The sequence below is a fragment of the Pseudomonas sp. DD1 genome, from assembly GCF_044510355.1.
Lineage (GTDB): Bacteria > Pseudomonadota > Gammaproteobacteria > Pseudomonadales > Pseudomonadaceae > Aquipseudomonas > Aquipseudomonas shahriarae.
On the sequence record NZ_MSAJ01000013.1, the window covers coordinates 30,982 to 57,099 of the forward strand.

The 26,118-nt window shown below is 57.8% G+C and carries 30 protein-coding genes; 4 read left to right on the top strand and 26 right to left on the bottom strand.

Annotated features, from left to right (window positions below; translation table 11 throughout):
* Window positions 1-325 precede the first annotated feature (325 nt).
* The 3 genes from PSFL_RS12115 to PSFL_RS12125 all read right to left on the bottom strand — a co-directional run bounded on the left by PSFL_RS12115 (window position 326) and on the right by PSFL_RS12125 (window position 1,862).
* Window positions 326-802, bottom strand: coding sequence for a DUF3757 domain-containing protein (locus PSFL_RS12115; RefSeq protein WP_397470098.1), 477 nt, complete (start codon window positions 800-802; stop codon window positions 326-328).
* A 119-nt stretch (window positions 803-921) separates the two neighbouring features.
* A complete protein-coding gene (locus PSFL_RS12120; protein WP_397470099.1) occupies window positions 922-1,443 on the bottom strand; it encodes a lysis protein in 522 nt (173 codons plus the stop codon).
* On the bottom strand, window positions 1,443-1,862 hold the full coding sequence (locus tag PSFL_RS12125) for a cell wall hydrolase (protein ID WP_397470100.1): 420 nt from the start codon (window positions 1,860-1,862) through the stop codon (window positions 1,443-1,445). The genes PSFL_RS12120 and PSFL_RS12125 overlap by 1 nt, the downstream gene beginning before the upstream one ends.
* A 38-nt stretch (window positions 1,863-1,900) precedes the next feature.
* Between PSFL_RS12125 and PSFL_RS12130 the strand changes: the two genes are divergently transcribed.
* Window positions 1,901-2,761: a hypothetical protein gene (locus PSFL_RS12130; RefSeq protein ID WP_397470101.1), complete on the top strand. Its 861-nt coding sequence runs from the start codon at window positions 1,901-1,903 to the stop codon at window positions 2,759-2,761.
* A gap of 94 nt (window positions 2,762-2,855) precedes the next feature.
* On the opposite strand, the gene PSFL_RS12135 is transcribed toward PSFL_RS12130, so the two are convergent.
* The 6 genes from PSFL_RS12135 to PSFL_RS12160 are packed head-to-tail and all read right to left on the bottom strand — an operon-like array spanning window position 2,856 to window position 9,894.
* A complete protein-coding gene (locus PSFL_RS12135) occupies window positions 2,856-3,410 on the bottom strand; it encodes a tail fiber assembly protein (RefSeq protein ID WP_397470102.1) in 555 nt (184 codons plus the stop codon).
* 2 nt (window positions 3,411-3,412) lie between these two features.
* Window positions 3,413-4,171 (bottom strand): hypothetical protein, encoded by a 759-nt coding sequence (locus PSFL_RS12140; protein WP_397470103.1) that lies wholly within the window; start codon window positions 4,169-4,171, stop codon window positions 3,413-3,415.
* 38 nt (window positions 4,172-4,209) lie between these two features.
* Window positions 4,210-4,935, bottom strand: coding sequence for a hypothetical protein (locus PSFL_RS12145; RefSeq protein ID WP_397470104.1), 726 nt, complete (start codon window positions 4,933-4,935; stop codon window positions 4,210-4,212).
* A 1-nt stretch (window position 4,936) separates the two neighbouring features.
* Window positions 4,937-5,332: a hypothetical protein gene (locus tag PSFL_RS12150; protein ID WP_092236114.1), complete on the bottom strand. Its 396-nt coding sequence runs from the start codon at window positions 5,330-5,332 to the stop codon at window positions 4,937-4,939.
* Window positions 5,333-5,362: 30 nt separating this feature from the next.
* Window positions 5,363-9,232, bottom strand: a complete 3,870-nt coding sequence (locus PSFL_RS12155) for a DUF1983 domain-containing protein (RefSeq protein WP_397470105.1) — start codon at window positions 9,230-9,232, stop codon at window positions 5,363-5,365.
* A 59-nt stretch (window positions 9,233-9,291) separates the two neighbouring features.
* Complete coding sequence (locus PSFL_RS12160) at window positions 9,292-9,894, bottom strand: tail assembly protein (RefSeq protein ID WP_205475881.1); 603 nt, start codon at window positions 9,892-9,894, stop codon at window positions 9,292-9,294.
* A 1,112-nt stretch (window positions 9,895-11,006) separates the two neighbouring features.
* Between PSFL_RS12160 and PSFL_RS12165 the strand changes: the two genes are divergently transcribed.
* Together PSFL_RS12165 and PSFL_RS12170 are read left to right on the top strand one after the other, a co-directional pair.
* Window positions 11,007-11,252, top strand: coding sequence for a hypothetical protein (locus tag PSFL_RS12165; RefSeq protein WP_397470106.1), 246 nt, complete (start codon window positions 11,007-11,009; stop codon window positions 11,250-11,252).
* Between the two features lie 81 nt (window positions 11,253-11,333).
* Window positions 11,334-11,891: a hypothetical protein gene (locus tag PSFL_RS12170; RefSeq protein WP_090291344.1), complete on the top strand. Its 558-nt coding sequence runs from the start codon at window positions 11,334-11,336 to the stop codon at window positions 11,889-11,891.
* Between the two features lie 6 nt (window positions 11,892-11,897).
* Here PSFL_RS12170 and PSFL_RS12175 read toward each other — a convergent pair whose 3' ends face one another.
* The 15 genes from PSFL_RS12175 to PSFL_RS12245 form a co-directional block, all read right to left on the bottom strand.
* Window positions 11,898-12,662 (bottom strand): C40 family peptidase, encoded by a 765-nt coding sequence (locus PSFL_RS12175; RefSeq protein WP_397470107.1) that lies wholly within the window; start codon window positions 12,660-12,662, stop codon window positions 11,898-11,900.
* Between the two features lie 2 nt (window positions 12,663-12,664).
* Window positions 12,665-13,417 carry a phage minor tail protein L gene (locus PSFL_RS12180; RefSeq protein WP_397470108.1) on the bottom strand — a complete coding sequence of 251 codons (753 nt, stop codon included), beginning with the start codon at window positions 13,415-13,417 and terminating at the stop codon, window positions 12,665-12,667.
* An 11-nt stretch (window positions 13,418-13,428) separates the two neighbouring features.
* The gene (locus PSFL_RS12185; protein ID WP_120731897.1) at window positions 13,429-13,767 is read right to left on the bottom strand and encodes a phage tail protein; all 339 of its coding nucleotides are present in this window, start codon (window positions 13,765-13,767) and stop codon (window positions 13,429-13,431) included.
* A 3-nt stretch (window positions 13,768-13,770) separates the two neighbouring features.
* Complete coding sequence (locus PSFL_RS12190; RefSeq protein WP_397470109.1) at window positions 13,771-16,815, bottom strand: phage tail tape measure protein; 3,045 nt, start codon at window positions 16,813-16,815, stop codon at window positions 13,771-13,773.
* A 27-nt stretch (window positions 16,816-16,842) separates the two neighbouring features.
* Complete coding sequence (locus tag PSFL_RS12195) at window positions 16,843-17,145, bottom strand: DUF1799 domain-containing protein (RefSeq protein WP_170045140.1); 303 nt, start codon at window positions 17,143-17,145, stop codon at window positions 16,843-16,845.
* Window positions 17,146-17,162: 17 nt separating this feature from the next.
* Window positions 17,163-17,543 carry a phage tail assembly chaperone gene (locus tag PSFL_RS12200; RefSeq protein ID WP_032880702.1) on the bottom strand — a complete coding sequence of 127 codons (381 nt, stop codon included), beginning with the start codon at window positions 17,541-17,543 and terminating at the stop codon, window positions 17,163-17,165.
* A 3-nt stretch (window positions 17,544-17,546) separates the two neighbouring features.
* Window positions 17,547-18,203, bottom strand: coding sequence for a phage tail protein (locus PSFL_RS12205; protein WP_397470110.1), 657 nt, complete (start codon window positions 18,201-18,203; stop codon window positions 17,547-17,549).
* 72 nt (window positions 18,204-18,275) lie between these two features.
* Window positions 18,276-18,692, bottom strand: coding sequence for a phage tail terminator-like protein (locus PSFL_RS12210; RefSeq protein WP_397470111.1), 417 nt, complete (start codon window positions 18,690-18,692; stop codon window positions 18,276-18,278).
* Window positions 18,689-19,285, bottom strand: coding sequence for a hypothetical protein (locus PSFL_RS12215; RefSeq protein WP_170045139.1), 597 nt, complete (start codon window positions 19,283-19,285; stop codon window positions 18,689-18,691). The genes PSFL_RS12210 and PSFL_RS12215 overlap by 4 nt, the downstream gene beginning before the upstream one ends.
* On the bottom strand, window positions 19,282-19,650 hold the full coding sequence (locus PSFL_RS12220; RefSeq protein WP_170045138.1) for a hypothetical protein: 369 nt from the start codon (window positions 19,648-19,650) through the stop codon (window positions 19,282-19,284). Before PSFL_RS12220 ends, PSFL_RS12215 begins: the two co-directional genes overlap by 4 nt.
* Window positions 19,651-19,698: 48 nt before the next feature.
* Complete coding sequence (locus PSFL_RS12225; RefSeq protein WP_169998788.1) at window positions 19,699-19,923, bottom strand: hypothetical protein; 225 nt, start codon at window positions 19,921-19,923, stop codon at window positions 19,699-19,701.
* A 40-nt stretch (window positions 19,924-19,963) separates the two neighbouring features.
* Window positions 19,964-20,467: a DnaT-like ssDNA-binding protein gene (locus tag PSFL_RS12230; protein WP_170045137.1), complete on the bottom strand. Its 504-nt coding sequence runs from the start codon at window positions 20,465-20,467 to the stop codon at window positions 19,964-19,966.
* A gap of 59 nt (window positions 20,468-20,526) precedes the next feature.
* Entirely contained in the window at window positions 20,527-21,108 is a 582-nt protein-coding gene (locus PSFL_RS12235; protein WP_170045136.1) for a hypothetical protein, read from the bottom strand.
* A 49-nt stretch (window positions 21,109-21,157) separates the two neighbouring features.
* On the bottom strand, window positions 21,158-22,126 hold the full coding sequence (locus PSFL_RS12240; protein WP_397470112.1) for a major capsid protein: 969 nt from the start codon (window positions 22,124-22,126) through the stop codon (window positions 21,158-21,160).
* Between the two features lie 11 nt (window positions 22,127-22,137).
* Window positions 22,138-22,845, bottom strand: coding sequence for a hypothetical protein (locus PSFL_RS12245; protein ID WP_198849411.1), 708 nt, complete (start codon window positions 22,843-22,845; stop codon window positions 22,138-22,140).
* Window positions 22,846-22,905: 60 nt separating this feature from the next.
* Here PSFL_RS12245 and PSFL_RS12250 point away from each other — a divergent pair, with 60 nt between their 5' ends.
* Window positions 22,906-23,514, top strand: a complete 609-nt coding sequence (locus PSFL_RS12250) for a hypothetical protein (RefSeq protein ID WP_397470113.1) — start codon at window positions 22,906-22,908, stop codon at window positions 23,512-23,514.
* Between the two features lies 1 nt (window position 23,515).
* Here the strand turns inward: PSFL_RS12250 and PSFL_RS12255 are convergent, their stop codons facing one another.
* Together PSFL_RS12255 and PSFL_RS12260 are read right to left on the bottom strand one after the other, a co-directional pair.
* Window positions 23,516-24,601, bottom strand: a complete 1,086-nt coding sequence (locus tag PSFL_RS12255; protein ID WP_198849409.1) for a minor capsid protein — start codon at window positions 24,599-24,601, stop codon at window positions 23,516-23,518.
* On the bottom strand, window positions 24,576-26,036 hold the full coding sequence (locus PSFL_RS12260; protein WP_198849408.1) for a DUF4055 domain-containing protein: 1,461 nt from the start codon (window positions 26,034-26,036) through the stop codon (window positions 24,576-24,578). The genes PSFL_RS12255 and PSFL_RS12260 overlap by 26 nt, the downstream gene beginning before the upstream one ends.
* Between the last annotated feature and the right edge of the window lie 82 nt (window positions 26,037-26,118).

Here is a 26,118-nt window from a genome sequence, read left to right on the forward strand (position 1 = left end):
AAACAAAAACGAAGGGTATACAGAAAATCCCGTTTGATCTAAAGCATCTAATTCAGCGCTGGGCTGGCAGGTATGTGTCAAGCTCAGACGTCGAAGTCGCAGCGTATCTCCATCCCGAAATTCGCGGCCGTTACCCTTATTTCAATATCAGCTCAAGGCTCACAAGCCCTTCAATTAACCGAATATCTAATCTCGGTGAAACGTACACTCAGACCAAAGGCGAGCATCACGACCTAGCCAGATATTCCCGCTCCGAGTAGGTCATCGCGTCAAAGCCCTGACATAAGCCTGGCACGCCCGCAGTGCGATCAGTCTGAACACAGATTCACTTTAAGAAAAATGCACATGCACGTTCACTCTTATCCGTGCACTCCAAAATTTGCTTAGATGAAAAAACCGGTGACCTACTCCACGAGGACAGCCTGACAATCCACATGACCTCATCGGGCTTGTTACCGGCGTCGGGCCTCATACTCAGATATCTTCCCTTCGACGTGGTGTAAATGCAGCTACTCAGAAACCCACGTGTTTCAGAATTTTCTTCAGCTAGCACAAAAACCGCTTTCTCAAACGCCACAACATTCTCAATCCCGTCACTAGGCAACACACCAATCCAATCGACACCCTGCGATTTGGCTGGCGAGACAAACACCCCTCGGTTATTTTTTATGTGCCCTGGGGTCGGGCATGATTCTTCATCACCTGGCCAAGCCGGGATATCAAAGTACTGGCTACTAGCCCCAGCAGGGAAAATCGCAAACAACTGCAAAAAAATAATCCCTCTTAAGACAAAAAGACGCACGAACTAGCCACCTGATAGATTTCAAAGCCTACTTTTATCAGTCCGCAGATTTTCTCGATGTAGGACTTGTCCGAAACTTCTCGAGAATTTTCCTATTTTCATCACCTCCAAAAAATCCTCTACCTATTCGTTACAGCCCTGACATACGCCTGGCACGCCCGCAGCGCGATCAATCCTTGGTCGCCGGCATCGGTGATGGCGATAATTCGTTGAGCATGCGCTGGGTTAAGTTGGGCTCTCTGGGTTCCATGAACCACGCCGACGGCGCCGGAGGCGGGAGGCACGTTGCAGCCACTGGCTGAATCCGTGGCGTCGAGAAGGACTGACAGCCGCAAATCAGTAGTAGCAAGGCGGTCAAGCAGGCGGGCCTGGTTGCGTTGAGCATCGGAAAGTTCTCGGGTGTGTTGTTGATCGGAGGTGGCCAGCGTCTTCTCCAGGCCCAGGCGCCTGTCCTGCTCGTCGCGCACTTGCTTGATGGCCACCGCGCTGATCCTGTCCAGCTCGTCCTGGTGCAGGCCAGCCTGCTCGGCCAGCGTCTTGCCCGTGCGCCACTCCTGAACCTGCCAGGTGACGCCGGCGGCGCTGGCCATCAGCGCCAGGATCAGCACCACCAGCCCGGCCAGCTTCTGTACGGGCGTCATCACGGCACGTCCTTGAAAAAGATGTGATGCCCCAGGCGCAGCGTTTGCTTGGCCTTCGCCGCCCAGGCCGGAGCCTTGGGCATCGTGGTTGCGTAGTAGTGCGTGGCGCCGCCGGTTGGATCCGGTACCGCGCCGGTCATCACCTGGTCAGCAGCACGCTGGGCCTGGGCAAACTGCGCGGCCAGAATCGGTTTTGCGCCGCTGAGGTAGGCGTAGTTCGGGTCGTTCTGGTTCCAGCAGCTGAACTGCCACGGCTTCAGGCACACGCCGGCGTAGCCCTCCCCCCACCAGGACTTGGCCTTGCCGTCGAACACGCGGTTGCGGATAGTCCAGGCCACGGCGATCTGGCCGGCCAGCCCCTCGCCCCGGGCCTCTCCCCAAATAGTTAGTGCTAGTATTTCTAGATCTTTGGATGACATTATTCCACCTATCAGTTAACAACAGTAAGGAATGCGCAGTGAGTAATATCAAGGATCGTACACCCGCACTTTTTAAGTTCCTGAGCCACGATTATGCAGAGACCATGCTCAAAGGAGACGTGTATATAAGCGATATCTCCGACTTTCGAAATACCGACAAGCACAAACTAACCGTGGGAGATGCAATGGAGGGAATCACAAACTACATCAGCTGCAACGAGATAAAGCAAATAGTAGTCAATAACCACTACATATATTGCACAACTACAAACTTTATTTCCGACTCCTTATTCTGGGCACAAAAAAACAACAAAGAATGTTGCGTAATGATCACCTCACCCCAGGACTTTTTCGACAAAATAAACCGTGACAGCCCAGACATAGAATTCTGCGGGTCAGCAATTTGCTCCTATAAACCTTCAAAAACTTTTGACTTCAAACTTTATCATGAGGTATCTACAAACTATACAACAAGACTCAATACATGCCTAATCAAAGAGCTTAAATATGCCCCTCAATTAGAGTATCGCGCAATTTGGAAACCAAAGACCACTCCAGAAAAAAATATTCTATTAAATTCAGACATATCAAAACACCTAATAAAAATTCATTATTCAAAAATCAATGAAGATGAGTTCAAGCTAGGCAAGCCTGTAACAATAAAGGTTTTTAGACACAAGGGACCGCCTACAATCCTTCAGTGCGGCTACCCTCACAAAATACTTACACCAAGCACTTTCTCAATCGACAGTACTAGATACTTAGGCTTCTCGTTTATCTCAAACCGCCTGTCCTACATCAATATTGAATCAGCAGATATGGGTATGCATAGCGTCGGAAACCACCACACAATAGGAATTAATGCTATTGCAAATATAAGCCACATTGAATTTGAATAATCCCCCCCAAAAAAAACAGAGCGATCACTCAATAACTTATGGTTGTCTAACGTCCGGCCGTGGAAGAAGTAGGTTGAGACGAATAGCCTCTCACTCAGCCAGCAGGTGCTATAGGCCAATCAATGGCGAGCGGGTAACCTTCCTGTTCGGGAACTCGGTTCAGAGCCACGCGGTATTTCTTCCAGGCCTTGAGGGTCGCCAGCTCTGTCTCGGTCCCTTCGTCGATATCGACGGCGTCCTGAAGTGGCGCCATTGCGTAATCAGCCTCGGCTCGCAGGTGCGCGATCTGGGTCTGTGCAGCCGCCACAGGATCAAGCGCAGACGGTGGCAGCTCTTCCTGTGGAGGAAGATCCGGCACCAGGATGTGCAGCGTGATCATGACCTTCAGATCGTACGGCTCGCCATCTTTGGTCACGGTGACCGTGAGTAGGTCGTCTTCAAACGAGATGTTCACCTCGGCGGGATTGTCCGAGGGGTGAAGCCCGTAGCCCCAGCCCTGATCGAGCGGCGGGAATGGGACCATGCCCTGGGTGCCGGTGACGCAGTAGACACCCACGTCCTTGCGATAACAGTTCACATCCGCCCCGCCGAGCGAGACGAAATCGAACTTTTCACCCGCACCAGTAACGTTAATTGCTGCTCTTGCCATGATTAGATCGCCCTTAGTGTGTTGTCGGCCATGCGGGTGGTGTTGCCGGTGTGGTACATCCGCACCCACGGAAGGAACCCGTTGAATGCCGATCGAAAGAGGAACTGGTTATCACCGTTGTAAATCATGATCTGAGCGCCAACGCGGCCAGAACGCCTCAAGGTGATACCTGTTGCATTAATCGACTCCCCGGTGCCGCCGGGAAAGATCGCATTACCGGCGATAAGCGCGCCGCCAAGTTCATCGTAGGCGGCAGTCCAATCTGAAATCCCTACACAGTCTGCACCAAGGCCAAGGTCTCCATTTTTCAGCACTCGCCCTGGTGTGGTATCCGCATTGCCCACGGTCAGCGCCGCTGTTGCAGCAGTGCCCAGCCCCAGGCCCGAGCGCCCTTCAGCCTGATTTCTGCCACCAGTGCCGCCCTTGGCCACCGGCACAACGTTCTCCGTCGATACGCTCCCCAGGCCCGCGAGCGTGGCGCCCCACTGCTGAACCATTTGGTTCACCGCGTCGGCCAGGGCTTTGGGGTAGCCATTGACGGGCACGATCCCGTACCCAGCGCCGCCAACGGCCGGCCCACGGTAGGCTGGAGAAATGGAAAGCGATGTATCGCTGGCTGGGTTGATCACTTGATAGATGCCCTGGTCAGGGCCGACAAACATATCCCCGGCACGGCAGTTCGAGAACTTGGTGCCGACGCCCGTTACTGTCGGGCTCCCGTTCTGCAAGCTCACAGTCCCTTCTGAAAACCAAGAAGCCATAGGTTTCTCCAGTTGAGTGCCCACATCAGCACTTGAAATTAGTTGTAGTAACGTTCTATTGGAAACTTGCAGACGGGAATGCTTAGACAAAAACCATCTGAGCCTTGCCAATAAAATCGTTCTAGGTAGTGCCTCTGATTAAAGATCTGCAACACCGGAACCCCGCCCTCTAAAATTGTGATGCCCGCATATTTCGAGTCGTTTGCAAACCACATTATTCCCCGATCAAGACTCGACACGCTTATAAAATCGTCAGTATCTACTGTTAGATCGCTGTAGTAGATATCTACGAAACGTCCTCTGCCTACCGTCCAATTCTTTGAAAACTTCCCATAACGAACAACCCTATCACTGGACACAAACATGATCCGGTTTTGTGCATCGCGCACTTCAAGTCCGTATTCAGATGAGTTGCTTTGGTCGGAATATTTGCAAGACACAAACTCCATTAAATAGTCTTGCAACACGCTTCCCCCCCGAACTGCTGATGTGACATGAAACCCGGTCCAGTTACCGGAAGACCCTTCAATGGAGGTATACAACCCAAGGCTGTCGTGTGATGCCGATATCGTCCTCAAAAATATTTGGGGCGGTTCCACGGTGCGAATAGGCTTGGCAAAGGTAAACTGCCCTTTGCCTTCCTTGTCAGTGTAGCGAGACTGGATTCTGAACTGCCCTCGCTCGGAGAACACCAGAACTTTGTACACGCTGCTGATGCTGACAGATCCGTGATCGTTTACAGCGACAAAACCGTAGTCATCCATATCAATTTACCTTGACCACTTCTACGACGCTCTCCACAACATTGCGCGTCCACATCTCGCGGTTTTTCCCGCCGCCACCACCGTCCGGCTCGCGGTAATTGATTTGTGTGTAAATCGCAATTCTTGTCCCGCCCAAGTTTGTGTAAGTCGGTAAGCCACCCCAAGTATCAGGGTAACCAGGCTGATCATACGGCGCGTAAACTTTGGGGGTGATCGTGACAAAGCAGGTGGCGGGGTCATAGCCTGGAACATCCATAAGAATGTACTCATAGTTAGAACCTCTTCCGCCACCAGTTGCCGCCGGAACTATCAACACTGCCAACTTCTGTAGGGTGAAATCCTCCATACCTAATGTTTTAACGCCGTTAGCGTCAAACACACTTAAACCAAAGTCCATGCCCGCACCTCCCCTGCAACTTCAATCCAGTCAAAGTCTTAGATTGCCGGTCATTGTCCGACGTACGTCATTACCGTCATACACAGCAAGGCCGTTGTTATTGAGCAAGATCGAGCCGCCAGTACCATCGCCGCGCAGCACGAATGTGCCCGCCTTCACATTGATCTCCAGCAGCGGGCGCCCCCTGGAGTCGATAGCCTCGGATCGCAGCGTCATGCCCAGGATGATCTCCTGGATAAATGCCTTGTTGATCACCGCCTGGTTGATGAACACCTGGCCGCCGCTCACAACGAACGGCGTTATCAGCTGCCCACTGACCTCGTCGACAATCGCGAAGCGCTGCGCAAACGCCAGGATCTCTGACGTTTCCCCGTCACTACCCAGCGCCAGGGCCGCCATTACTGTCTTGCCGTTGGCCGTGGTCTTGGTTTTGATCGTGGTCTGAGCAGATACCTTGCCGTTGAGATCGACAACCGTCTCGTTCACTTGCTGAACCGAGGCATTGGTCTGTCCGATGCTCGACTGCAGGGTTTCCGAGGTTCTGGCCAGCGCCTGGTTGGCGGAAGCCTGGACCTTCTTCTCAACCTCAAAGCTGGCCGTCGCCTCCCAGGCCTTGATCGCGCCGGCAAGATCACCGGAACCATCATCGCCGCGCACCGAAGCCCGTAGCGCCTCATTGCTGGACGCTTGAGACGTGACCTTGCCGTCGAGGTTGGAGACCTTGGTGTCGAGGCCGGTGATTGCCTGCGCATTGCCGGCCACCTTCCCCTCGGTCAACTCCAGGTCGCTTTTAAGCTGAGTCAGTTGCGTGGCTGCCGTCTGCTTGTTGGTGGCCACCACCTGCTCCAGCACGGTCAGCCCGGACTGGTTCGCCCCCACCCGCGCCTCCATCGTGGTGAGTTGCCGCGCCATTGCATCGTTTTCCGAGGCCCGCGTGCGCTTCTCAACCCCGAAGTCCGCTGTCGATTGCCAGCCTTTCACCGCATCCGCCAGATCGCCCGCGCCATCATCGCCACGGGCGGCCGAGCGCAATGCCTCAACCGATGTAGCCGTGGCCACCACCTGGCCCTCGATCTCCTCGATCATGCTGGTGACCAGTTGAACCTGCTGGGCCAGCGCGTTGGTGGTTTGCAGGATCGTGCCGATGTCCTTCCAGTACAGCGGGTTTGGCGGCGCTTCGCCGGCCGGTACCGGGCCAGTCGCCTGGTACAGGTGCCCATCCTTTTGCGTGAATGCGCCGGCGCCGTATGGCTTCGTCGGGTTGTATGGCTCTGCCCCGGTGATCTGCCCCAGCAGCCCCTCCAGCTCTGCCTTGGCCTCTTTCAGCCGTTCGTTGACCGATCCGTCGCCGTCCCCCGAAATCAGCGCAATCTCTTCTCGCAGGCCTGGATACAGCGCGCCCTTGCCGATTTTGTCGGCGAAGTACTTGTCGTACTCGGTCTGGTCCGAGCTGGCCTGGCCATTGACCGCACCAGGGATCGGGAAGAACGGGCCAACGTTGCCGGTCCGGTCCACCAGGCGCGCCCAGAAAAACAGGCTCGCGCCCGCCAGCAGGCTGTGCATTTCATGCGTGGCCTGCGGGTAGCTGAAGTCGCTCAGCTTCTTGGCGGTCTCCAGATAGGGCGACTCGCTGTACCAGACCTCCGTGCGCTGGGTGTCCTCAGCACCTGGTGGAAAACCCCACTGGATGCCAATGCCGTAGACCAGGCTGGTGGTGGTCAGAAACGCCACCGCCGGCGGCAGGCCGACCTTACCTTCCAGGTTGGTCAGGTTTGAGCTCTTCCAAATCGAAGAAATCTCAAATGCGCTCACTGAACGCACCCGGGCCAGATAGGCGCCCGAGTAGATGCCCGTAACGTCAACGCTCGTCGAGCCAGTGCGCTGCAGCTTGATCCAGTTGCCGTTGTCCTTGCGCCATTCCACGTCATATGCGACCGCGCCAGCAACGGCGGGCCAAGAGATGTTCATGGTGCTGATAGAGATACCCTGGTCCACGGAGTCATTCGAGGAGATGCTGACGCTCGCCGGCGCCGGAACCACAGTGATCGGCACAACGCTGATTGGGCGTTCTTCCAGGCGGGCACCGGTGTCGATGTGCGCGAATTTACTTGGGTCGTACTGCACGGCCGAGATTTCAAAGACGCCGGGCTCCGGCCGGGCCACGCTCACCACCCTATACAGCGGGATGGCGAGATCGTCGGCATCCAGCGCCCACACCAGTTCGGGCTCGGGCGCAACGGAGTAGGCAACGGTAATGGTGACCTCCCGGCCGCTGACCAACTGCACGGTGCGCCCCTCGCACTTGCCGTCAGGCAGGTTGAGGATCAATCGGTCCCCGGGTTTGGCCTGGGTGTCGCGGTCTAGTTTGATGACTTTGCCATTCACCGCCGAGATGCGTCCGCCCACCGGACGGCCAGCCAGAAGTTCGTCGGCGATCGGGATCACGTATCCAGGCAGCGGAATGCGCCCGTCGAGACCAACCTTGAAGGTAACGGCCCGGTCCTTGGAGTTCGTCAGCAGCGCCCACTTACCGCGGCGCTGGGCCTCGGATTCGCGGGTGCAACCGATCGCACTGATTTCCAGCGGATTGTCGCCGTAGCGCCGCTGCAGCTTCTGGTCGGTCACCGCGGTGACGTCGGTGTCGTAGTTATTGAGCGGGTTGTCGTAGCTGATCAGCGCACGGGTGTAACGGGTGCGCTCCGATGCGCTGGAGTATGTGAACTTGCCATCGATGACGTTCGCCCGGGTATAGGCAAAGTCGAAGTCAGTAGCACGCGGCATATCCGACAGGGTGAAGACCTGGCCCTGGGCCCAGTAAGTCATGCCCCGGTAAATCGCGGAAATGTCGCGCAACAGCGACCAGGCATCGGCCTTGCTCTGCAGGTTCAGGTTGCAGATAAAGCGCGGCTCCTGGCCGCCCTTCCCGTCCGGCACCAGTTGGTCGCAGTACTGGGAAATTCGGTAGAGCTCCCACTTGTCCACCATCCACGGCTTGATACGGCGGCCGAGACCGAAGCGGTCAGCGGTGGTGATGTCGTAGGTCATCCAAACCGCGTTATCGGTCCAAGCTTGCTTGAATGTGCCGTCCCAAATCCCCGTGTACGATCGAGCCACAGGGTCGTAGTTGCTCGGGACCTGCATCTTCTTCAGCTTGGTCTCAACGGTCACCGCCGGGATGCTACGGAACTGCTCAGCCGAAAACTCGATATAGAGCAGCGCAGTGTTCGGGTACCGAATCTTTGCGTCGATCACTTCCGTGAAACCAGTAATCTGCATGGTGTCGGCGATTTTGTTGTTGTTCTGATTGGCGGTCAGCCGAGTAACTTTGAGCAGCCAGCCCGTAGTCGCCTTCGGTAAATTGATTCGTCGGGTACGCTCGTAGGTGCTGGTGGTTTTGCCGTCGACAGCCTCGCTCAGGACTTCCTGATACGCGCCGCCGTCAGTGGCCACCTCAACTTTGTAGGCGATCCGATATCCGTTGATGTTGCCACCAGCGTCAATGGACTGAAGCATCGGCCAAGCAAAACGAACGCGCACCGCTGAAAGCTGAGTGTTGCTGATTGCCCGAACCCACGGCGTACTGCTACGCAGCTCGGTGCTGATGGTGGTTTCGTTCTCAACAGATGGAATGCCCTGGATATAGGTCTGATCCACCGCACCGGTGCGCCACTCCCACTTCACGTTGGGAAAGTTCATGTTCCCCTGCGGGTCTTGCAGTGGTGTGTTGTCGAGGAAGATGTCTCGCGCCGTTGGCGTGCCTTCAAACTCACCCTCGCCCACAGCGATCAGCATCTTGGCAATTGCGACAGAGCGCAGGCTATCCGGAGCTTCAGTTGGCGTTTTCGGCTTATCTTCGCCGCCTTTGGCGCCGTGGATATCAATCTTGCGTGCTGCGCCCATGCTTTCCTCCAGGTAATGAAAAGCCGCCTCATGGGCGGCTGCGGTGCTTCAGTTTCTGGCTACATCTGGTCTTCGGCATAGATTGCGGCGCTGATGATCGCCCCGCCCACCCGACGCTTGCCGTAGCAGAGCGGTACCGGGTTGCCAGATGCAGTGGTGTTCTTGGCACTGCCGAATGCGTAGCCAGGGGTGTTCTCAGGGGCTGCGCTGGTCTTGAGGCCGCCGGCCTGAGGGCTGAGCATTTGAATCGCGCCCCCAATAGCCATTGAGCCGCCTCCCATGCCGACCGCGAGCGCCGTAGCGGCTGACCACCCAAGCGGGTTCCACCACGCCAGCGCCACAATCACAACACCAATGATGGTTTGAAGAAGCCCAGCGCGCTTGCTGCCACAAATCACTGGAGCTATACGAATGTCGCCGGAGCCGCTGTAGCCGAGCTCTTTCTCTTCAAGGTTTTTACTTCCCCTGAAAACCGCGAACTCGATACCTCTAGACTTTGCGTTCGACAGGAATCGCTCGAATCCAGGGATCTGCACGCAGAGTGCCTTGATAGCCTCTGCTGGCGAGCGCACAGATAGCCTGAACGAACGGCCAAACTGCCGAAGTTGTCCGTAAAGCAAAATCGTGGTCATCGGTTGATATTCGATAGCTAATGCGGCCATTACCTTTCTCCAGCTGTAAAAAAACCACCCGTAGGTGGTTTGTTGGTATGCCTTGCCTATCTAGCGCAAGACCTCACTACATCGGTGACTCTCTCGAGCGGAGATTGCCAGGTTCTATAGAAGTGGTAGCGCACGGTTGATCCGTTTTTGCTGGGAGTCACATCAACCAGATGCAGCGGCGCCTGCGCATCCGGGGCCAGGATCGTGTAGTTATCACCTGATGTTTGCAAAGTTCCACCGATCCCCGCGCCAAGCACCGTGGTGCCCTGCCATCCATCTCGAATGCACTCAGCAACCGCCTTCGCTGGCTTGCTTGATTTCAGGGACAAAAGTGGCGGGTTGCTTCTGGTATCGCCAACGCTGGCACACCCCGCCAACATCGCCACCGCTACCGCCGCTATCAAAATCCGCATGTCGTTCCCTCTTTGGTTTGGCGGGACTGTAGCACCGGGGGACGGATGCAAAAAGCCCAGCGCGGGACTGGGCCCACGGACATACTCACCATTCGTAATAGTTGACACCATTTTCAATTCGAGGCTGCAGTATGTAGCCATCTCCCTCGATGGCTCGCTTTCCTGCGCCACTGTAGCTACCACCGAATCCACCTCGAATGATCAAGGCACCATCGTTGTGAACGGACCCTGCAATCCTTCCGCCCCTCTCGATCAATACCGCCGAATCACGCGATATGGAAAATGAACCCTGGCACGCCCCAAAAATCCTTACCCGTCCTCCACCTGACACAGAGATTGATCCTTGGTTTACCCCGTTTACGATAACGGTCGCACCATTGGTTATGGATATTGAGCCCTGAATCGTTCCGTTGATTACTACAGTGCAACCTGTAATTTCAAACCCTGTCTTATGCACCCCATCTAGCGACCGATCACTAGTGATCACTGTAAATGGCACTTTGCGACCATCAATGATGCTGTAGCCCGCCATGCAGAATCCCTCCCTGCCTATTTGAATAATGGCAATACCATAGCACTCGGGTTTTATTTCTGCTTGGTGCCCTCTTTGCCCTGGCCAGGCATCCAGCGTGGATGGAATGCCAGTAACTGAATAGAGGTTCGGCGTAGTAGCTTTGTGCCTTACAAATGGAGATTGTCATGACTAAAGAAGAAAATCTGGCAAAAACCTTTCTGGAAGCCCTTGAAAGCACCGAGGTTGGCAAGAAAATCACGTTCAGCTTCCACGGACTTCCAGTCCCTGTAGATGTTAAGTACACGCTTGCAGGTGGGTGGATAATTGAGCAGCACCTTATCCCTGGCATGGCTTTAGAAATCACCAAAGGTGAGCCAGGAGCCCTTGCGGGAATCGAGATCACCATTCAGCCGCAAAAGCCGCTGGAATAAAAGGACTCCCAGTCCTTCGCCTGCAAGCCCAAGGACTGGGGTTGCGCCAATATCGGCGCGCATAAAGACAGGGCGTTTTGCATGTCCGAAATGAAAATGACTGACGACTCGACGAGCTACAAGATCTGGCCGTTCCAGTCGGCGGAGGTTTCTATAAACGGGGACCGGAATAACGGCGGGATCAATCTTGTGGGTAGCCCGGAGCTGATTGAGCTCATACATGAAGCAACTGAAGAAAACGGCTTGCGGCAGCTACTGCTGTCGATGAACGCGCCGGACCGGGCGTTCATGACGCTCGGCTGCCTGACCGGAGACACTGACGCAGCTTATTATTCCTACGTTGAGTTCACCCCGAGAAACCAAGCGCTTGCAAGAAGAGAAGATTTGATCACCGGGCTACATCAGTTATGGCTGAACTGGTCAACGACGAATTGCGCTGCTTATCCCGGGCTCGCCGATGCACTTCATCAAAATGTAAAATGGGAATATCGGAAATTTTCGTTTCGCGGAAGCGAGCCGCAATATCTGATAACGATATATCCGCGTGCCCGCTCTGCGCAGGATCATGCTTCTCTACTTTCATGGGTTCACAATTTCCTCTGCAGTGTCGATCCTAATAACCTTCAGCGCACGCTTTAGGCTAAGTCACTTGGCGCTCTTCGCTGATTGGTGTCTGAGGATCAGGCGCGTACGGTCATGCCAAGGCCCGCCGTATACGATGATTTCGGACGGCCTGCCGTACAGGTGATGCAGCAGGAAAGGTCCCGGGCCGAAGGTGTTGGGTTCTTCACCGGGCAATGCCGGATCGGCGCCCAGGTAGATGCCGGCGTGGTTCGGGTGCACCGCGCGCCCGACGTGCATGACGATCATGTCGCCACGCCGGGGGCTGTTCACACGCTCAAAACCCGCCGCCTCGTAGTGCTGCTCATAAAGACTGGCGTTCTCCGCACTCTCCCACCAGCCATCGACGCGTTGGAATGCCTCGAACTCAATCCCCCACTCACGCTGGTACCAGTCAGCGCAAACCTGCCAACAGTCCCAGGCGCCGTGCACGAACGGGCGCTTGAGCAGCGGCACGCTGCCGGTCGGCGTGATCGTGCGCAGGTCGCCCTCGGGCCAGCTCATAATGTGCCAGGGTAAGGCCGTGGCCTCACACATGGCCAGGTCGTGCGGTGACGGCCTGCTAGTGGCGTCCGGGTGCGAGTGAACGATGCCGATAACGTCGCCCAAGTCTTCCGCAGCGGCGTAGTCCTCGGGATCGAGCCGGAACTCTTCGTTCGGTTCCGTGGCGATGTTTCGGCACGGGAAGTACTTCTGCTTACGCCCGATGGCCAGCAGCAGACCGCAACATTCTTTCGGGTACTGGGCCGCCGTGTGCGCCTGGATAGCAGCGATGATGTGCTTGCGCATGGTCAGCTCCGGGCAATGAGGGATACGGCGGGGAATCCACCGAAGGACAGTTCGTTGTTCTCGCCGAAACGCAACTTGCAAGACGACAAGCAGCCCTTGCACTGGTCCAGGGCCGGGTCGTCCGTGGGATTGTCCTCGTCATCGAACATCGCCGCACCGGTGTAGCCGCAATCAGGCCCACGGTAGCCATTGGTCATGGCCCAGTGGCAGAACGTCGTCATTTGGCGCCCTGGCAGACCGTGGTTGTCTATCTCGCCCGGAGAGGACAGCTCCCAGACCACGGCTTCCCCGTCCTCGCTGGTTTTCTGGTCGATGTACCAGATCTCCAGCGCTTCCTGGGTCGGATCGGCAGTTGGGTTTCCCTCGGGGAAGTTTGCCGCGTCCAGATACTTGGCCAGCGTCTCGCGAACCGTCAGCTTGAACTTGAGCAGGTCCTCGAAGGCGAGGCATAGCGCGGTGACCCGCCCATTCACGTTGCCGGCGGCGAAAGTCGGTCGAGAGGCGGTGCCGTCGCTGCTCGAAGAAATGCCCTCAATCTGCACTGGCCAGGCCGCGTACTCTTCGCCCTGCCACCAAATCGACTTGGCCGGGAGCTCCTCATCGGAATGCTCGTAGGCCAGCAGTTCTTCGGGTGTATGCGGAATAGCGTGCCCGTGAAAGCGCAGGTAATCCGCGCCGTACTCGGTCCCGTCAATTTCAAACAGGCGAATCTCGCCGCCGGGCTCCAGTTTCTGGATGTCCGTGATCAGTGCCATGGGCGGTTATCTCAAGGGTGAAAGGTTTGCTGGAAGGTTGCGGTGATGGCGTAGACCTGACCGCCACGGTGCACGGGCTTGTAGCCGTTGCACTTGTAGAGCCCCAGATCCCCAAGGGGTGGCGTCCAGAGAAACGCCTTTGCCCCCTTGTGTCGATCAAGGAACGCCTTGATTAACAGAACCCGTGGCTTGGCGCCGGTGAAGGTGAGGGGCCAGGACTGGGACTGGTTGTTAAGGCCGTCCTCGACCGACTGCTCGTACCCGTCCCCGAACTGCTTGGTGCGGACGCGCTGGGCGACATCCCCTTCCGCGCCCTTCTCCGTCGCCCAGGTGAATCGTTCGATTGCCATACTTCACCCTCTTGCGTTTTGGCGGCTCACACCATTTTGGCGCCAAGACTTGGCGATCTCTTCTTTCGCGACGCTGCGCATGCGCTCCTGCATGTTTCGCTGGAAGAGTTCTGTATCAAGTTTGTCGCCATCCGACTTGCCCGACTCTTCATCCGTCATGACCATAATCGGCATGGTGAGGCTAACCGAAGTCCCTCCGCCGCCCCCGCGACCAGTCAATGCGGACATCCCAGGCACGCCTCCCGTAGTAAGCGGCGTGACACTCCCGCCGTTTGCACCCGTCATCAGGTACGACTTTCCACCCTCGTTGTAGAGCTCTGGACCGAGCTCGTTCACCTGGTACAGAGAGTTCGGATTAACGGGGCCGCCAGTTGCCCTGAAGCCACTGAGGTAGGTACCTGAATAACCGGCCGAGGACGCGCCGAGGTTTGACGATGTGGCACCAGCAGACCCAGCTGCCAGCCCATTGCCGCCACCCGCGGCGCTGCCGCCCAAGTAGCTGGCCGCTGCCCCCACCAAACTGCCCAACAATGCCGAACTGGCCTGGCGGGTGGCAATGCGCGCCATGTCTGCCAGGATCGACTTGGTGAAGTCAGCAAACGACAGCTTCCCGGTCATGGCGAAGTTGACGATTGAATCCTCCATAGAGCTGAACGCGTTGCCGAACAGGCTCTTGGTCTGCCCTGCGATGTTTTGCGCCGAATCCAGGTAGTTGGCCCAGGCCGATGTAGCGCCCTTCGTCCAATCGCCCTGAGCGGCCTCCACATCCGCGTAGTTTTGCCGGATCTGGTCGGTTGCCTTTTTGTTCGCATCGGCGAGCGCCTGCGATTTTCGGGTGAATTCTTCGTCCGACATATTGCGCGATGGATCGGAGCGCTGGTTTTCCAGATCCAGCGACTGCTGTGCAAACCGATCTTGCTGACTGTTCAGCTCCCCGTTGAGCGCGTTTTGCCGATCTCCCTGGCCAACGCCGAGCACAGCACGCTGTCCGGCAAGCTCCAGCGCTCGCTGTTGCTGCCCTAGCGCCTGCACGTACGAGCTGATCGCCCGCTCCTGCTTAGCGAGTCGCCCGGTCTCATTGGTAGCCAACACTTCAAGTTGGCTATCGGCATCCTTCTGCGCCTTGACCATCCCTGCGCGCGCGTCGGCTATCTTCTGGTCGAGTTGAATGCTTTGCGCTGCCGATGTGCTTTTCTTGCCCTTGGCGGCTTCCAGCGCCGCAATCTCGGCCTCGTACGCTGCCGTGGTCTGGTCGAGCTGATTGCCGATCAGCGCCTGGCGCCGCAGCAGGTAATCAGCCTCTGAAAGCAGGCCGGCCTTCTGCGCCGCGTCCAGTCCCTTCTGGTAGTTTTTGTAGGTGTCGGTGATGGCAGCCAGGTCGTTCTTGGCGCTGTTGAAGCTGGTCAGGTCGACCTGGGTGCCGGGCGCTTTGGGATCTTTGAACTTGGCGTTGATGTTCGCAATGTTCTTATCGACAGCGTCCTGCTGTAGGCGCGGATCGTTTGGCGAAACCTTGCGGATATCAGCTAGTTGCTGCTTGTAGTCCTCAAGCTCTTTGGTCCGCTTATGCTCATTGGTCAACGACGACTTGGTCAGCGCGTCAACTTTGGTCATGGCAGTAACGGCCGCACCCTGTGCCTTGGCCTGCTCGCCCTCCCACTTGGCGATATCTTCCTGGGCGGCTTTCTCATCTTCCAGCATGTTCAGGCGGTTTTGCCGGAACTCGATCAAGGCATCCTTGGACTTTTGGTTTTGGAATAGGCCATCCATGCCCTGGGCTTCAGCCAAGCCAGCGCGGGCATTTTCGATGTCCGCGTTGATATCTCGGCGGCCGGCATTTTTGAGGCCATCGGCTGCCTGAGCAACCGCGTTATAAGCCCTCTCCCAAAAACTGAGGTTCTCCAGGATCTTCGGTGTACGCTCATTGATGGCATCGGCGTACTGCTCTGTGGCCAGTTTCACCGCGCCGGCGTGATCGCCTTGCTCTTCCAGTGCCGCGATCTGCGAGTAAACCGAGGCTGTCAGGTAGTGGTATTGATCATTCAGCGCGGCAGACGCCTTGACCGGGTCGTCGGCCAGCTTCACGAACTCCGCGACCGTCTCGCTGACCGCCTTACCGGTGGCTTCCTGCATCGACACGGCAGCCTGGGTAATCCCGGTGAAGCTATCACCAGCGATCTTTCCGTTGTCCGCCAGCATCGCTAGAACGGCAGCAGCCTGGCCAGTGGTGCCCACGGTAGCGCTGACCTGCCGCGCCATGTCGCCCAACTGGCCCGCACTCACGCCGGCGTAGTTGCCAGTAAGGTTCAGGGATTTGTTGTAGCGGTCCTGCTCTTCGCTGCCCTTGTAGTACGCAACGGCCAGGCCGCCCACAGCAGCAGTGGCCAACGCCAGCGGCGCCAGGATGGCGAGCAGACCAGCAGCACCAGCACCAGCTCCGGCGCCCAACTGAGCCACGGCGCGTACGCCGCTACCCCAGTCGCCAGAGGACAGCGCATTACCCAGTTGCACAACGTTTTCCTGTGCCTGACGGGTGCCGAGGCGCAGCTTGTCGAATCCCGTGGCGGTCTTTTCGAGCTTGGCGTAGTCCTTGTCGATCTTGCTCAGGGCAGTGTTGTACTGATCCTGGCTGATGCGGCCGGCGTCCAGATGCTTACCAAGCTGCTCGACCTGAGTGTCAAGCTTCGCCAGTGCGGCGCGGGCCGGGTCGATTGCGCCCAGCAGGCTGTTCAGGGCCTTCTGTTCGTCCAGGGCAGACTTGGCCAGGGCCACCTGCTGCTTGTCGAGCTGCGCGGAGATCTTCGCCGCCTCGGCCTCGCCATAGGCGCCGGTCTTGGTCAGCTTGGCAAGAGCCTCACGCTGCTTTGCCAGGTCCTGGGTAGTCTTAGCGCTGGTGGACAGCGACTTCTCCAGGGCCTGCATTTCGTTCATCAGCGAAACGGCGGACTGCTCGGCCCGGCCGCCGGCCTTCGCCATTTCATCCAGGCTCGTTTTTGCCTGGATCGCATCGGCCGAGTCGATCTTGACGCCGAGTTCTGCAATGTTCATCGACTCACCTTGAATAAGTGCCCGTGGTTACGGGCTGTTTTCCCTTTCCTCCGCCATAACGCGCAGGGCTTCACCTTCCAGCACCTGAAGGTCAGGGAAGATTTCAGCGAGTTTCTTTTTCTTGATGCCGAGGAAGCCGGCCACGTCGCGGATGCAGTTGTAGTCGAGACCGATCGCGCCGCCGGCGCCTGCTCGCCACTGGGTGGACATGCGGTTGAAAAGGAGGAAGGCAGGCCAGTTACAGGGCCAGACCTCCACCTCCTCAACCAGATCTCCCGGGGCAAGGCCGAACATCCCGATAATCGCGTCGGGCACGCTCGGCGAGTACATGGCGCGGGCGGCGTCGGTTAGTTTCCCAGGCGGGCCTGGTTATATGCGCCTTCATGGGCTTTAACGACCGCCTCGGCGGCGCCCTGGCAGGACTTCACGAATGCAACGATGTTGTCGTCGTTGTATTCGTCGTCGAAGCCCCAGCCTACTACCAGATCCTTGATCTGCTGGGTTTGCTGCTCGGTATCCACGGCCACAATTTCTGACCATGACGGTTTATCGCCCAATGCGGCCTGCGCTTTCTTCCGCTTCTCGTTCCATTCATCGAACAGAGCAGCAAGCTCGGCGCGATCCCGGTACTTGAAGGTGAACTCAACCTTCTCAGGCGCGCTGCCGACGATTGGAATCAGCACTGGAGCAGCGAAAGTGGCGTTCTGCGCGATACGGATCTTGGCCATGGGTTACACCACCGCAGTCAGGTAGCGAGTCGGCTCGGCCTGTAGCGCAAGGTTGACGGTGCGCGTCAGCAGGTTGTTACGAGACACCGCCGGCTGTTTGGAGAACGACGTGTAGGCGCCGTACAGCAGCGTGTCATTGCCCGGCAGGTTCAAACGTGCGGCCTCGACCTGCTTGCCCGCATCGGCCTTCATCAACACCTTGTTGAAGTCTTGAATCGGATCGTCGGCAAGGGTCAGTACCATGCTGGCAGCCGACTTATCGGTGGGAATCTGCTTGCCCTGGTCGTCTTCGAGGAAAACCACGTCGAGGTAGTTCTGCTCGCCACCGGAGAAGGCCACATCGGAGATTTGCGGGATCTGAACCCAGGTCAGCACCTTACGCATGGCCCCGGCACCACCACCGACAGGGAAGGCCTGGGTGTCGGTAGTGTCGATACTTTCCAGGGTGATTGCAGTAGCAGTCGCCGCCTTCACGCGCACGACCTTGCTATCCAGCTTGCTCCAGCCGGAAGTGAGCAGGACGATGTCGCCCGCAGCCAGGGTGCCGCCGACAACGGTGGCCACGGCCTCAGCGGCGTTGGTGATAGTGGCAAATGCCAGCGCAGCGGCATAGGTCGCGGCGTGCTGGAAGGTGCCGCCGTTCGGGATTTTGTAGCCCATGGGTATTTCCTCTTTGCAGATATGAAAAAACCCGCTCAATGGCGGGCTCGTGGGTTTGCCCAATGGGCGGGATCAGTTCGTGTCGGCTCGGTACAAGAACGAGACCGGGACGGTATAGGTGGAATCGCCGGTAATACCGGGGCCCTGGTCGACCGGCGACATCGTCACCACGGTGACCGGGTCCTTGGTGTCCCTGGCGTACAGCGGGAACAGATCTGTCAGTTCAGCTGCTATCGGGTTCGTCTTGGTCTTGCCGGTGCCCGCCGGCGCGATGATGCTTACTTGGAACACACCGGTGAACAGCCGGTGATCACCGCCAAGCGTGTTGCTCGCGGTGTCGCCCGGGATTGTGAAGGCTCGCAGGTAGGTCTCGCCCGCCGCCGGCGTGTAGGCCGTGTTCTCGAAGACGATCTTCAGCTTCTCCGACCTGGCAGCGCTCCAAGCGATGAGCTTGGCCTCGTAGATCGAAGCGATGATTGCGTGACTCATACCTGGTTGTTCCTTATGGCCTCCACCACGATCTGCTGAAAGCGAGCCACGGTTACCCGGACCATGCCGCCAGGGGCCTGGGTCGAATGGCCGAACTCCAGCGGGATCGCATAGGGCAAGTTGTTGATGATGTAGGCCATCTGGCCGGCGGTGAAGTCGCTCATTGCAGCGACGAGCGCGGCAGTGGTTTCGGCGCCGCTGGGGTCTACCTCGTCAAATGTGACGTTTTCGACCACGCCGAGCGAGATGTGCCAGTTGGCCCGGAACCGGCCGCCGACGTAGCCATCGGGCGCCTTGATGTCCATACCGTCGTTGAGCTTGCGGCCCCTCTTCAGCCTGCCGCCCTTGGTGAGGTTGGCCGGATCACTGCGCAATGCGCTGTTGTGATCGTCGACAGCCTTGTTGTACTGGGTCGCGACTGCGTTCTCAGCCCAGATCTCCGGGTTGCCCACGGGTGACATGCGGATCAGGCTGCTGCCGACCTCGATGATGATCTCTCGCACACTGGCGTCGATTGCTTCGCTGGTCTGGGCGGCGAACTCGGCGAGGCTCAGGGCGAAGCTGCCGGATTGGCCGGTGCCTGACCGGCTCAAGAGCGCACCTGCAGCTCATACAGGATCGGCGTGCCGGCGGGGTTGATCTCTTTCAGTGGCGGGACGATTGACCAGGTGCGGCCTTGAGCGACCACCTTGTCGAGCAGGCCCGGTACCCAGGCCAAGCCCTGCGCGGCGATCTTGAGCTTCTTGTCGCCCTGCCGGATGAGGCTGTTGTTTTGAAATTCGAGGCCGGTGAAGTCAAGGAGGATGCCCTGGGCGATTTGCTCGACGGTTGCTCCTGGCACTTCGCCGCCCTGTTCTGGGTCGTACTCTCCCTGCTCTGTCTTGCTGATGGTCACGGGCTGGCCGAACTCTGTGATCATCTCCAGAGCCATCACGGCCATTTCGTCGTAGAAGGCCATGGTGGCTCCAGATGTTAAAAGCCCAGCGCGGTGGCTGGGCAGTTTGAGTTAAAGCTTGAGAGGCACGCTTCGAGCCGTCGCCTTTTTCTCAGGGAACAACTCTCTCCGCTCGTTGAGTAGCAAGGTAGCGAACTGTGCGGCCTTTGAAGCCGCCAGTTTATTTGGCTCGCTTCCTATAGCAACAAGCGAGGAAAGAGCAGCGCTGGCATAAGCATCCCAAGCGTCTTTTTCATCCTGATTCGGGTGTTTTCTAACTATCTGATGCTCTGCCATATCGACTTCCTTTTTGATGGAGTCGCAAGCCTACGCCCGATTATGCCCGCACAGCAAACAGCCCCCTTTTCTGGAGGTAATCAGCAAACTGAGTGGCGCTCGGCCGATCCGGCGCTGCCGGCAGCAGCCGGTTGCTGGTGGACGGGATAGCCGCATACTGCCGGGTTACCGCACCTTCGACACGATCCAGCAGCACCGCGCCTTTGCGTTTTTCCACCGGGTCGATATCGTCCTGATAGATCTCAGCAGCCAGGGCCATCTGCCCGTACTGGATCCTCGCCGGAAGGTAGTTGTTCGGCTTGATCTCATAATCCAACCGCACCTCCTGGCGCGGCCAGGCCAGCCCCTGCTCGCTGCTGGTCTTGCGGCCCTTCCAGGTCATTCCATCCATAGCCAAAGCGGCCCGGCGCAGCAACGCTTCCTGCGCTGGAACACCGTCAGGAATGACCGTGCCGAACTTCACGGCATACATGGCCAGATCCTCGGCGCTCGCGTAGCTTTCGGCGTCAGGCTTGCCGGTGCCGTCCTCGATGATGAGTGTCATGCGTCAACTCGCTGGAATGGTTTGAAGATTGGCCGCCGGGTCACCGGCAGCCAGCAGTATCAGGTCTTGGGCAGATCAGCTACGAGCTTTTCCAAGGAATCTTTCGAGGCGTTGGCCCGGTACGGAACCTTGGCTTCGTCCAGCTTCGCTTTCAACGCCGCGATTTCACCGGCCTCGTCAGCGGTCGGCGGGATCGCAGCCTTCTTCAGCGCTTCGACCTCGTCGCGCAGCGCGTCAACCGTGGTGCGCAGGCCATCACGTTCAGTAGTCACTTCGACAACAGAGTTGTGAATGGACAAAAGCGCATCGAACAAACGAATTGGCAGTTCACCGGCTTCTGGGTGCTCAAGTGGAACCAAACCTTCGGCAGCAGCAATCAGCACACGCAGAGAATTGCTCTCGGCCTGGAGCCGGCCAAGCAGTTCTTCTACCTGGGATTGATCCTCACCGACCACAAGCACAGAGATAGACGGGACCAGGTCTCTCATCGTTACCGTTGGAGTATTTTCAGCCTCATCCTCGCGGCTCTCGGTAGCGCTTGCGTCGATGATGCGCAAACCATTCGCCTTGGCCAGTGCCTTCACGTCTTCCTGGTACTGGTGGAATGGGCCCGGCAAATACCAGATGTTTTTGTTGCTCATGATCTCGTCCTCGCCAAGTCGGGCACCAGGCCCGACTCAGCTTTCAGGGTTACTTGGAAGCGTCACCGATCAGGGCAACACCAGCGGTGTGCTTGATGCTGGTCGCGGTCTTGTCCCAGTTGGTGCCGGTCGCCAGTTCGGCGTCGGTCGGAGACTTGCCGCCGGTGGTGGTGTCCCAGGTGTAACCCTTCAGGCCCAGGCCGAAGGTGTAGTCGGTCTGGAGCGTGGTTTCGATACGCTCCTTGCCGTTGGTGGTCTGGACGTTGCTGATGATGTCGCGGCCGTCGTGGACGAGCGCAGCGCCCTGCACCAGGGACAGGATGATTTCCTTGTTCGGGGTGCCGGCCTGCATCAGCGCCGGGGCATCCGTAACGATGGAGATCTTGCCGAGGATGTCCACGACGCGGACGTTGCCCGCCTGGAACAACTGCTGCTGGTTCGCCAGGTTCTGGCCTACCAACTTGTGGTAGCTGGTGCCCTGCATCACCTGAGTGACCAGGTTCTGGCTCGCATCGCCGAACTTCGCATGGGCGTTGTTCAGGCCCGCGTAGGTGATGCCAGCGGTAGCCGACACATCGTTGACCGCGGTGGCCTGTGCGGTGATTGCAGCAACCAGGGCAGCGATCGCGGTGTTCAGCTGGTCCTTCAGCAGGATTTCAGCGAACGCGCGGCTAGCGACTTCGATACCTTGCGCGGTTGGGCGCTCCAGCCAGGTCATCTGCGACGGCTCGTAGCGGATCGGGCCGAAACCGCCGGCTACCTTCACCGAAGTGTTCTTCAGCTCGGTCAGATCGGTTGCAGCAACCGCGGCGTTCGCGCTGTAGCGATCCACGCGACGTTGGGCAGTGGCCAGAGTCTGGAAGAACGACTCTTGGAGGAAGTCGCCAGTGAAGCCGTCCGGAGACAGCACGATTGCACCGCGGCTGGCAGCGTTGAAAGCGGCGAGATACTGATCCAGCGTCTCGAGAGTCGCCGGCATGATGTATTCGTTGAAAACCTGCATTTGCGACAGGGACATGAGTTATTTCCTTACGATTGTGGGAGATCCGGGAACCGGCTCGCAATTGCGGCCGTACGTTCCTCTTTGGTGCCGCCGATTTTTCCTTTTGCGGCCCCGCCGCCACCTCCAGCACCAGCAGCCCCGCCGCCAGATGCCTTACTACCCGCGATCAACGGCGCGAAGGCCGTGTCGTTTGCGAATTCAGCTTTCAGCTCATCCAGCGTTGCCGCCGAGAGCTTGCCCTGCTGGTCGAGGACGACCACAACAGGCTTCCCGTCGCGCTGCTCGACGCTCAGGCGGCGCTCGATGTGCGGCAACAGGGCTTTGGCGCTGCCTGGGATTGCAAGGGCAGACGCGATGTCAGTAGCGGTACGGCCCACGGTCAGATCCCGGATCTGCCCGCTCAGCGTTCCACGCTCCTGCTCCAGCATGCCGTTCAGCTCAGCTTCGCGGCGGTTGTACTTTTCGGACCATGACTTTTCGAGCTCTTCGACGTTGCCGGACTTGCGAGCGGCTTCTTCACGCTCCAGCCGGGCCTGCTCTTCCGCATCCTTGCGAGCTTTCTCGGCGGCTTTCTTCTCGCCGAGCAGCTCATCAACCTTGGCCTTCAGGCCGGATACATCTTCCTGCTGCGGCAGACCTTCAATGCCGAGCACGAACTTGCCGTCCTTCTCGGTGTAAAGAGCGCGCACGGCTTCATCTACCCCTTCCAGGGTATCCAGTTGGAATTTCAGCATTGGTTGTCTCCCAGAGACGTGAGTGCAGGCCCTGCCTGCGGATAAAGAACGCTTACAGTTTTGAGTTTTGCAACAACAGTCTGTAACCTCATTAGCGTTGGCAACGCAAAAATCACCAGACTGTATTCAGCTTTATTTAAACGACAATTAACTCCTAGCATCATCACGGATGAAAAAAACATGACATCAAATTCAGAGTTCGCCATTGATCTTCCGCACTTAGGTGCGGACGCGCACATCGACCTATTGCGCCTTGTCGATTACTGCATGCGTCAACAGCTTGGCAGTCTGGGAGCAGACAATGATCGTCAACATGCGAGAAAGCAATATTTGGATCTATACCGTAAGAGATCTATAGAAATTCCAGAAATTCAAATCATCGAAAGATTCGAAAACAAGTGCTGCGGAAGTTTAGAACCAATAATTCGGAATTTTTTCGCACCCAACGTATTACCACTAGAAACACAGATAGTTACAGACCATGTTATAAGCGAACTTGTAAAAACTAAAATATTTACAGCGTCTACTGAAAAGTTCGATTTGCCTTTTTTCGTTAACTCTTTAGTGCTTGACAGAGAGAAGGGGGAAGATTTCTTAAAGGATAAAGAAAAGACTAGCGAGCCTATACCGGAAAACTTCTGGAAAATCCCGGCTAACAACTTCAGCTAAATTATATTTCTGCGCGCTCGAACGCCAAAGGCTCAAGAGCGCGCATTTGTGAAAGCGTCAACGGTGAAAAGTTGCGATCAAGCTGAAGCTCGGAGAATCGCTCGATACTCAGGCCACCTTCGCGGAACAGCTTGGCACGGACTGGGCCGATAGCCTTGTCCTGAAACGCCGCTGGCTGCCGCTTGAGCCAGTCGTAATAGCTGAGGTCTGCCCTCACCTGCTGGGCACCGGCGTCACCGATGGATGCACGCGTGGCGTCCTTGGCGAACAACGCGCTGAAGCGCGTCACCGCCACCACCGTCGAGCGGCAGTTGATGTGGATCGGCGGCCTCGGCCCCTCCGTCAGCTTGAACCGACGCTTATCGAGCGTCCGGCACTGGCTGGTGGTCTTCGAATCCAGGGTGCTGACCCATTCCACCGAATGCACGACGTCGCTGTTTTCCTTCAGCGTCTCCATGCGCGCCTGGGTGGCTACGTGCTGCACTGCCGTCCGCACGATGGCGCCGGCGTTGCGGTTGGTCGTGGCCAGGATGCCGTCGTTGTACTGAAGCGCCTTGGTGCCACGGATGTTCTTGATGATCTGGAAGTTCGTCTGGCCCTCGAAGAAGCCCTGCCTGACCGCGCCTGTGAGGCGTTGCCGCTCCGTGGCGGTGAAGCCATCAATGAATGACTTGAGCAACTTGCCGCCGTCAGCACCGCGCACGCTGAGCGGGTTTGTGAGGATCGCCGCACGAATCGCAGCAGCACCAGGCACAGCCGCGTCAAAGGTGACGCCCACCGGTGCCGCTCGGGTCAGGCTTGTCGCTTCAAACTCGGCCTCGTAGTTGGCGATGTCCACCAGGTCGAGGTTCAGCTTCTCGCTGTACCGGTCGAAGATGCCCAGCAACAGGCTATCAACCTCGCTCAGCAGCCGCTCGAGCCGCGCGACGGTGTAGTCCGTCAGGTCGGCACGGGTCAGCCGCTCACGGATCGAGCAGTCAATCTCCTTGAGGAAAGGCCCAAACTTAGCGACTTCCCCCGACTTCAATTGCTCCAGGAAGACGGCATGCCGGATGGTGGCGTCAAGGACTGCTTGGTTTACCGCCATTTAGGTTTGCCTCGTCATCATCCAGGTCAGGTCCGGGGTTCTCCGTTTCAAGTTCGTCGCGGATCTGCTCGTCAGTCTTCTCCGGGTCAATCACCCCGCGGTCGCGCAGGTACTGCCAGAAGTCACCCGCTGGCAGCTTGCCGCCCTGCACCGCATTGAACAGAGCGGCCAGGATCGTTGCGTCCAGGGTGATTTGGCTGAAGTCTTGGTTGAGCTTGTAGATCGCTTCGCCCGGGGCGTTCACGAACTCAGCCATCCAGGCCAGGCACTGGCTGTATGCCTCGCTGACGTTGCTCACCACCAGGGAGAGAACACTGTGCTCGGCGGCGCTGTCGTTATCGGCCTGGGTGGCGGTCTTTACCGCACTACCACGTTCGATCAGGCGTGCGCCGAGCGAAACCATGTCCAGCTTCTTGGCGTCCATGGCCTCTTTTACAAGCGTGTTCGGCTCAGGCTGGGCAAACCCGCATGACCCGTTGGCTGGAAGCGTCAGCGGCGCCCTGGAGCCGACATAAATCCCGTTGGCTTCAAGGTGGTCGCGCCACGCCTCATCCAGGCCCGAAATCCAGAACTGCGGCTGGCCTGAAAACCACACCGAATCCTCGTAGTCAGCGCTGTTGCAGTAGTGACCAATGTTCAGCACGGCCATGTCGTACAGCGGAGAGTCGTCGATGCTGGTGTCATTGTTCTCGCTGCCGAGAAACTGAAAGGGTATCACGCGCCATGGCTGCCCAGCGCCATTGAGCGGGGTGAATGGTGGGATGACCATCGCCGTCTCGCTTGAGCTTTCCTGCCACAGCTCCTGGGTATATACGCCGGCCACATCCAGGCGCAACACGCGGTACTGCACGACCTTTTCGCTTCCAAAGCCGTCATCAGTGTCGATGTCTGCCTCTTCGCGCAACACGACCAGACTCAGCAGGTGCTGACCGCCAACCTTGCGTGTCTTCCAGTTCCGGATTGACTCGGCCGGGTAGCTCGCAACGTTCGCACGGGCGCGCCCGGCCTGTTCATCCGCCTTACTCACCGTACCGGCCTGCACCGCGGCGTAATCCACCAACAGGCCGTGACGACCGACTTCGAGCAGATGCCCGATGACCGACTGCGACTGCTGGTAGACACTCACACCCTGCCCGTCGACATCCTTGGCCACGTAATCGAGCGCGCCAGGAACAGTGAGCGTAGGCCAGGTACGGAACACGGCGCCTACCAGGCTGTGCTTCGTGCGGCCTGTAGCGTTGTAGAACACTGCGCGCTGCTTGTACGACTTGTACCGCTCGACGTTCTCAGGACTGGTGTCGTGGTGATTGGGCTTGGGCAAATACACATCGCCGCGCCCCTTTACCGTTTCGGAGCCCTTGCACACGTCGCGCACCAGCTGCCAACGGGGCTGTGCCGCGTCGTACTCCGGGCGGGTGTATGTGACGTCTGCCATTAGCGTGCGAATCCCATTTTGATTGATTTGACCGGCTTCTTTGCGCTCTTGGCGACAGCGAAGTACCGGAATGCATCGGAGC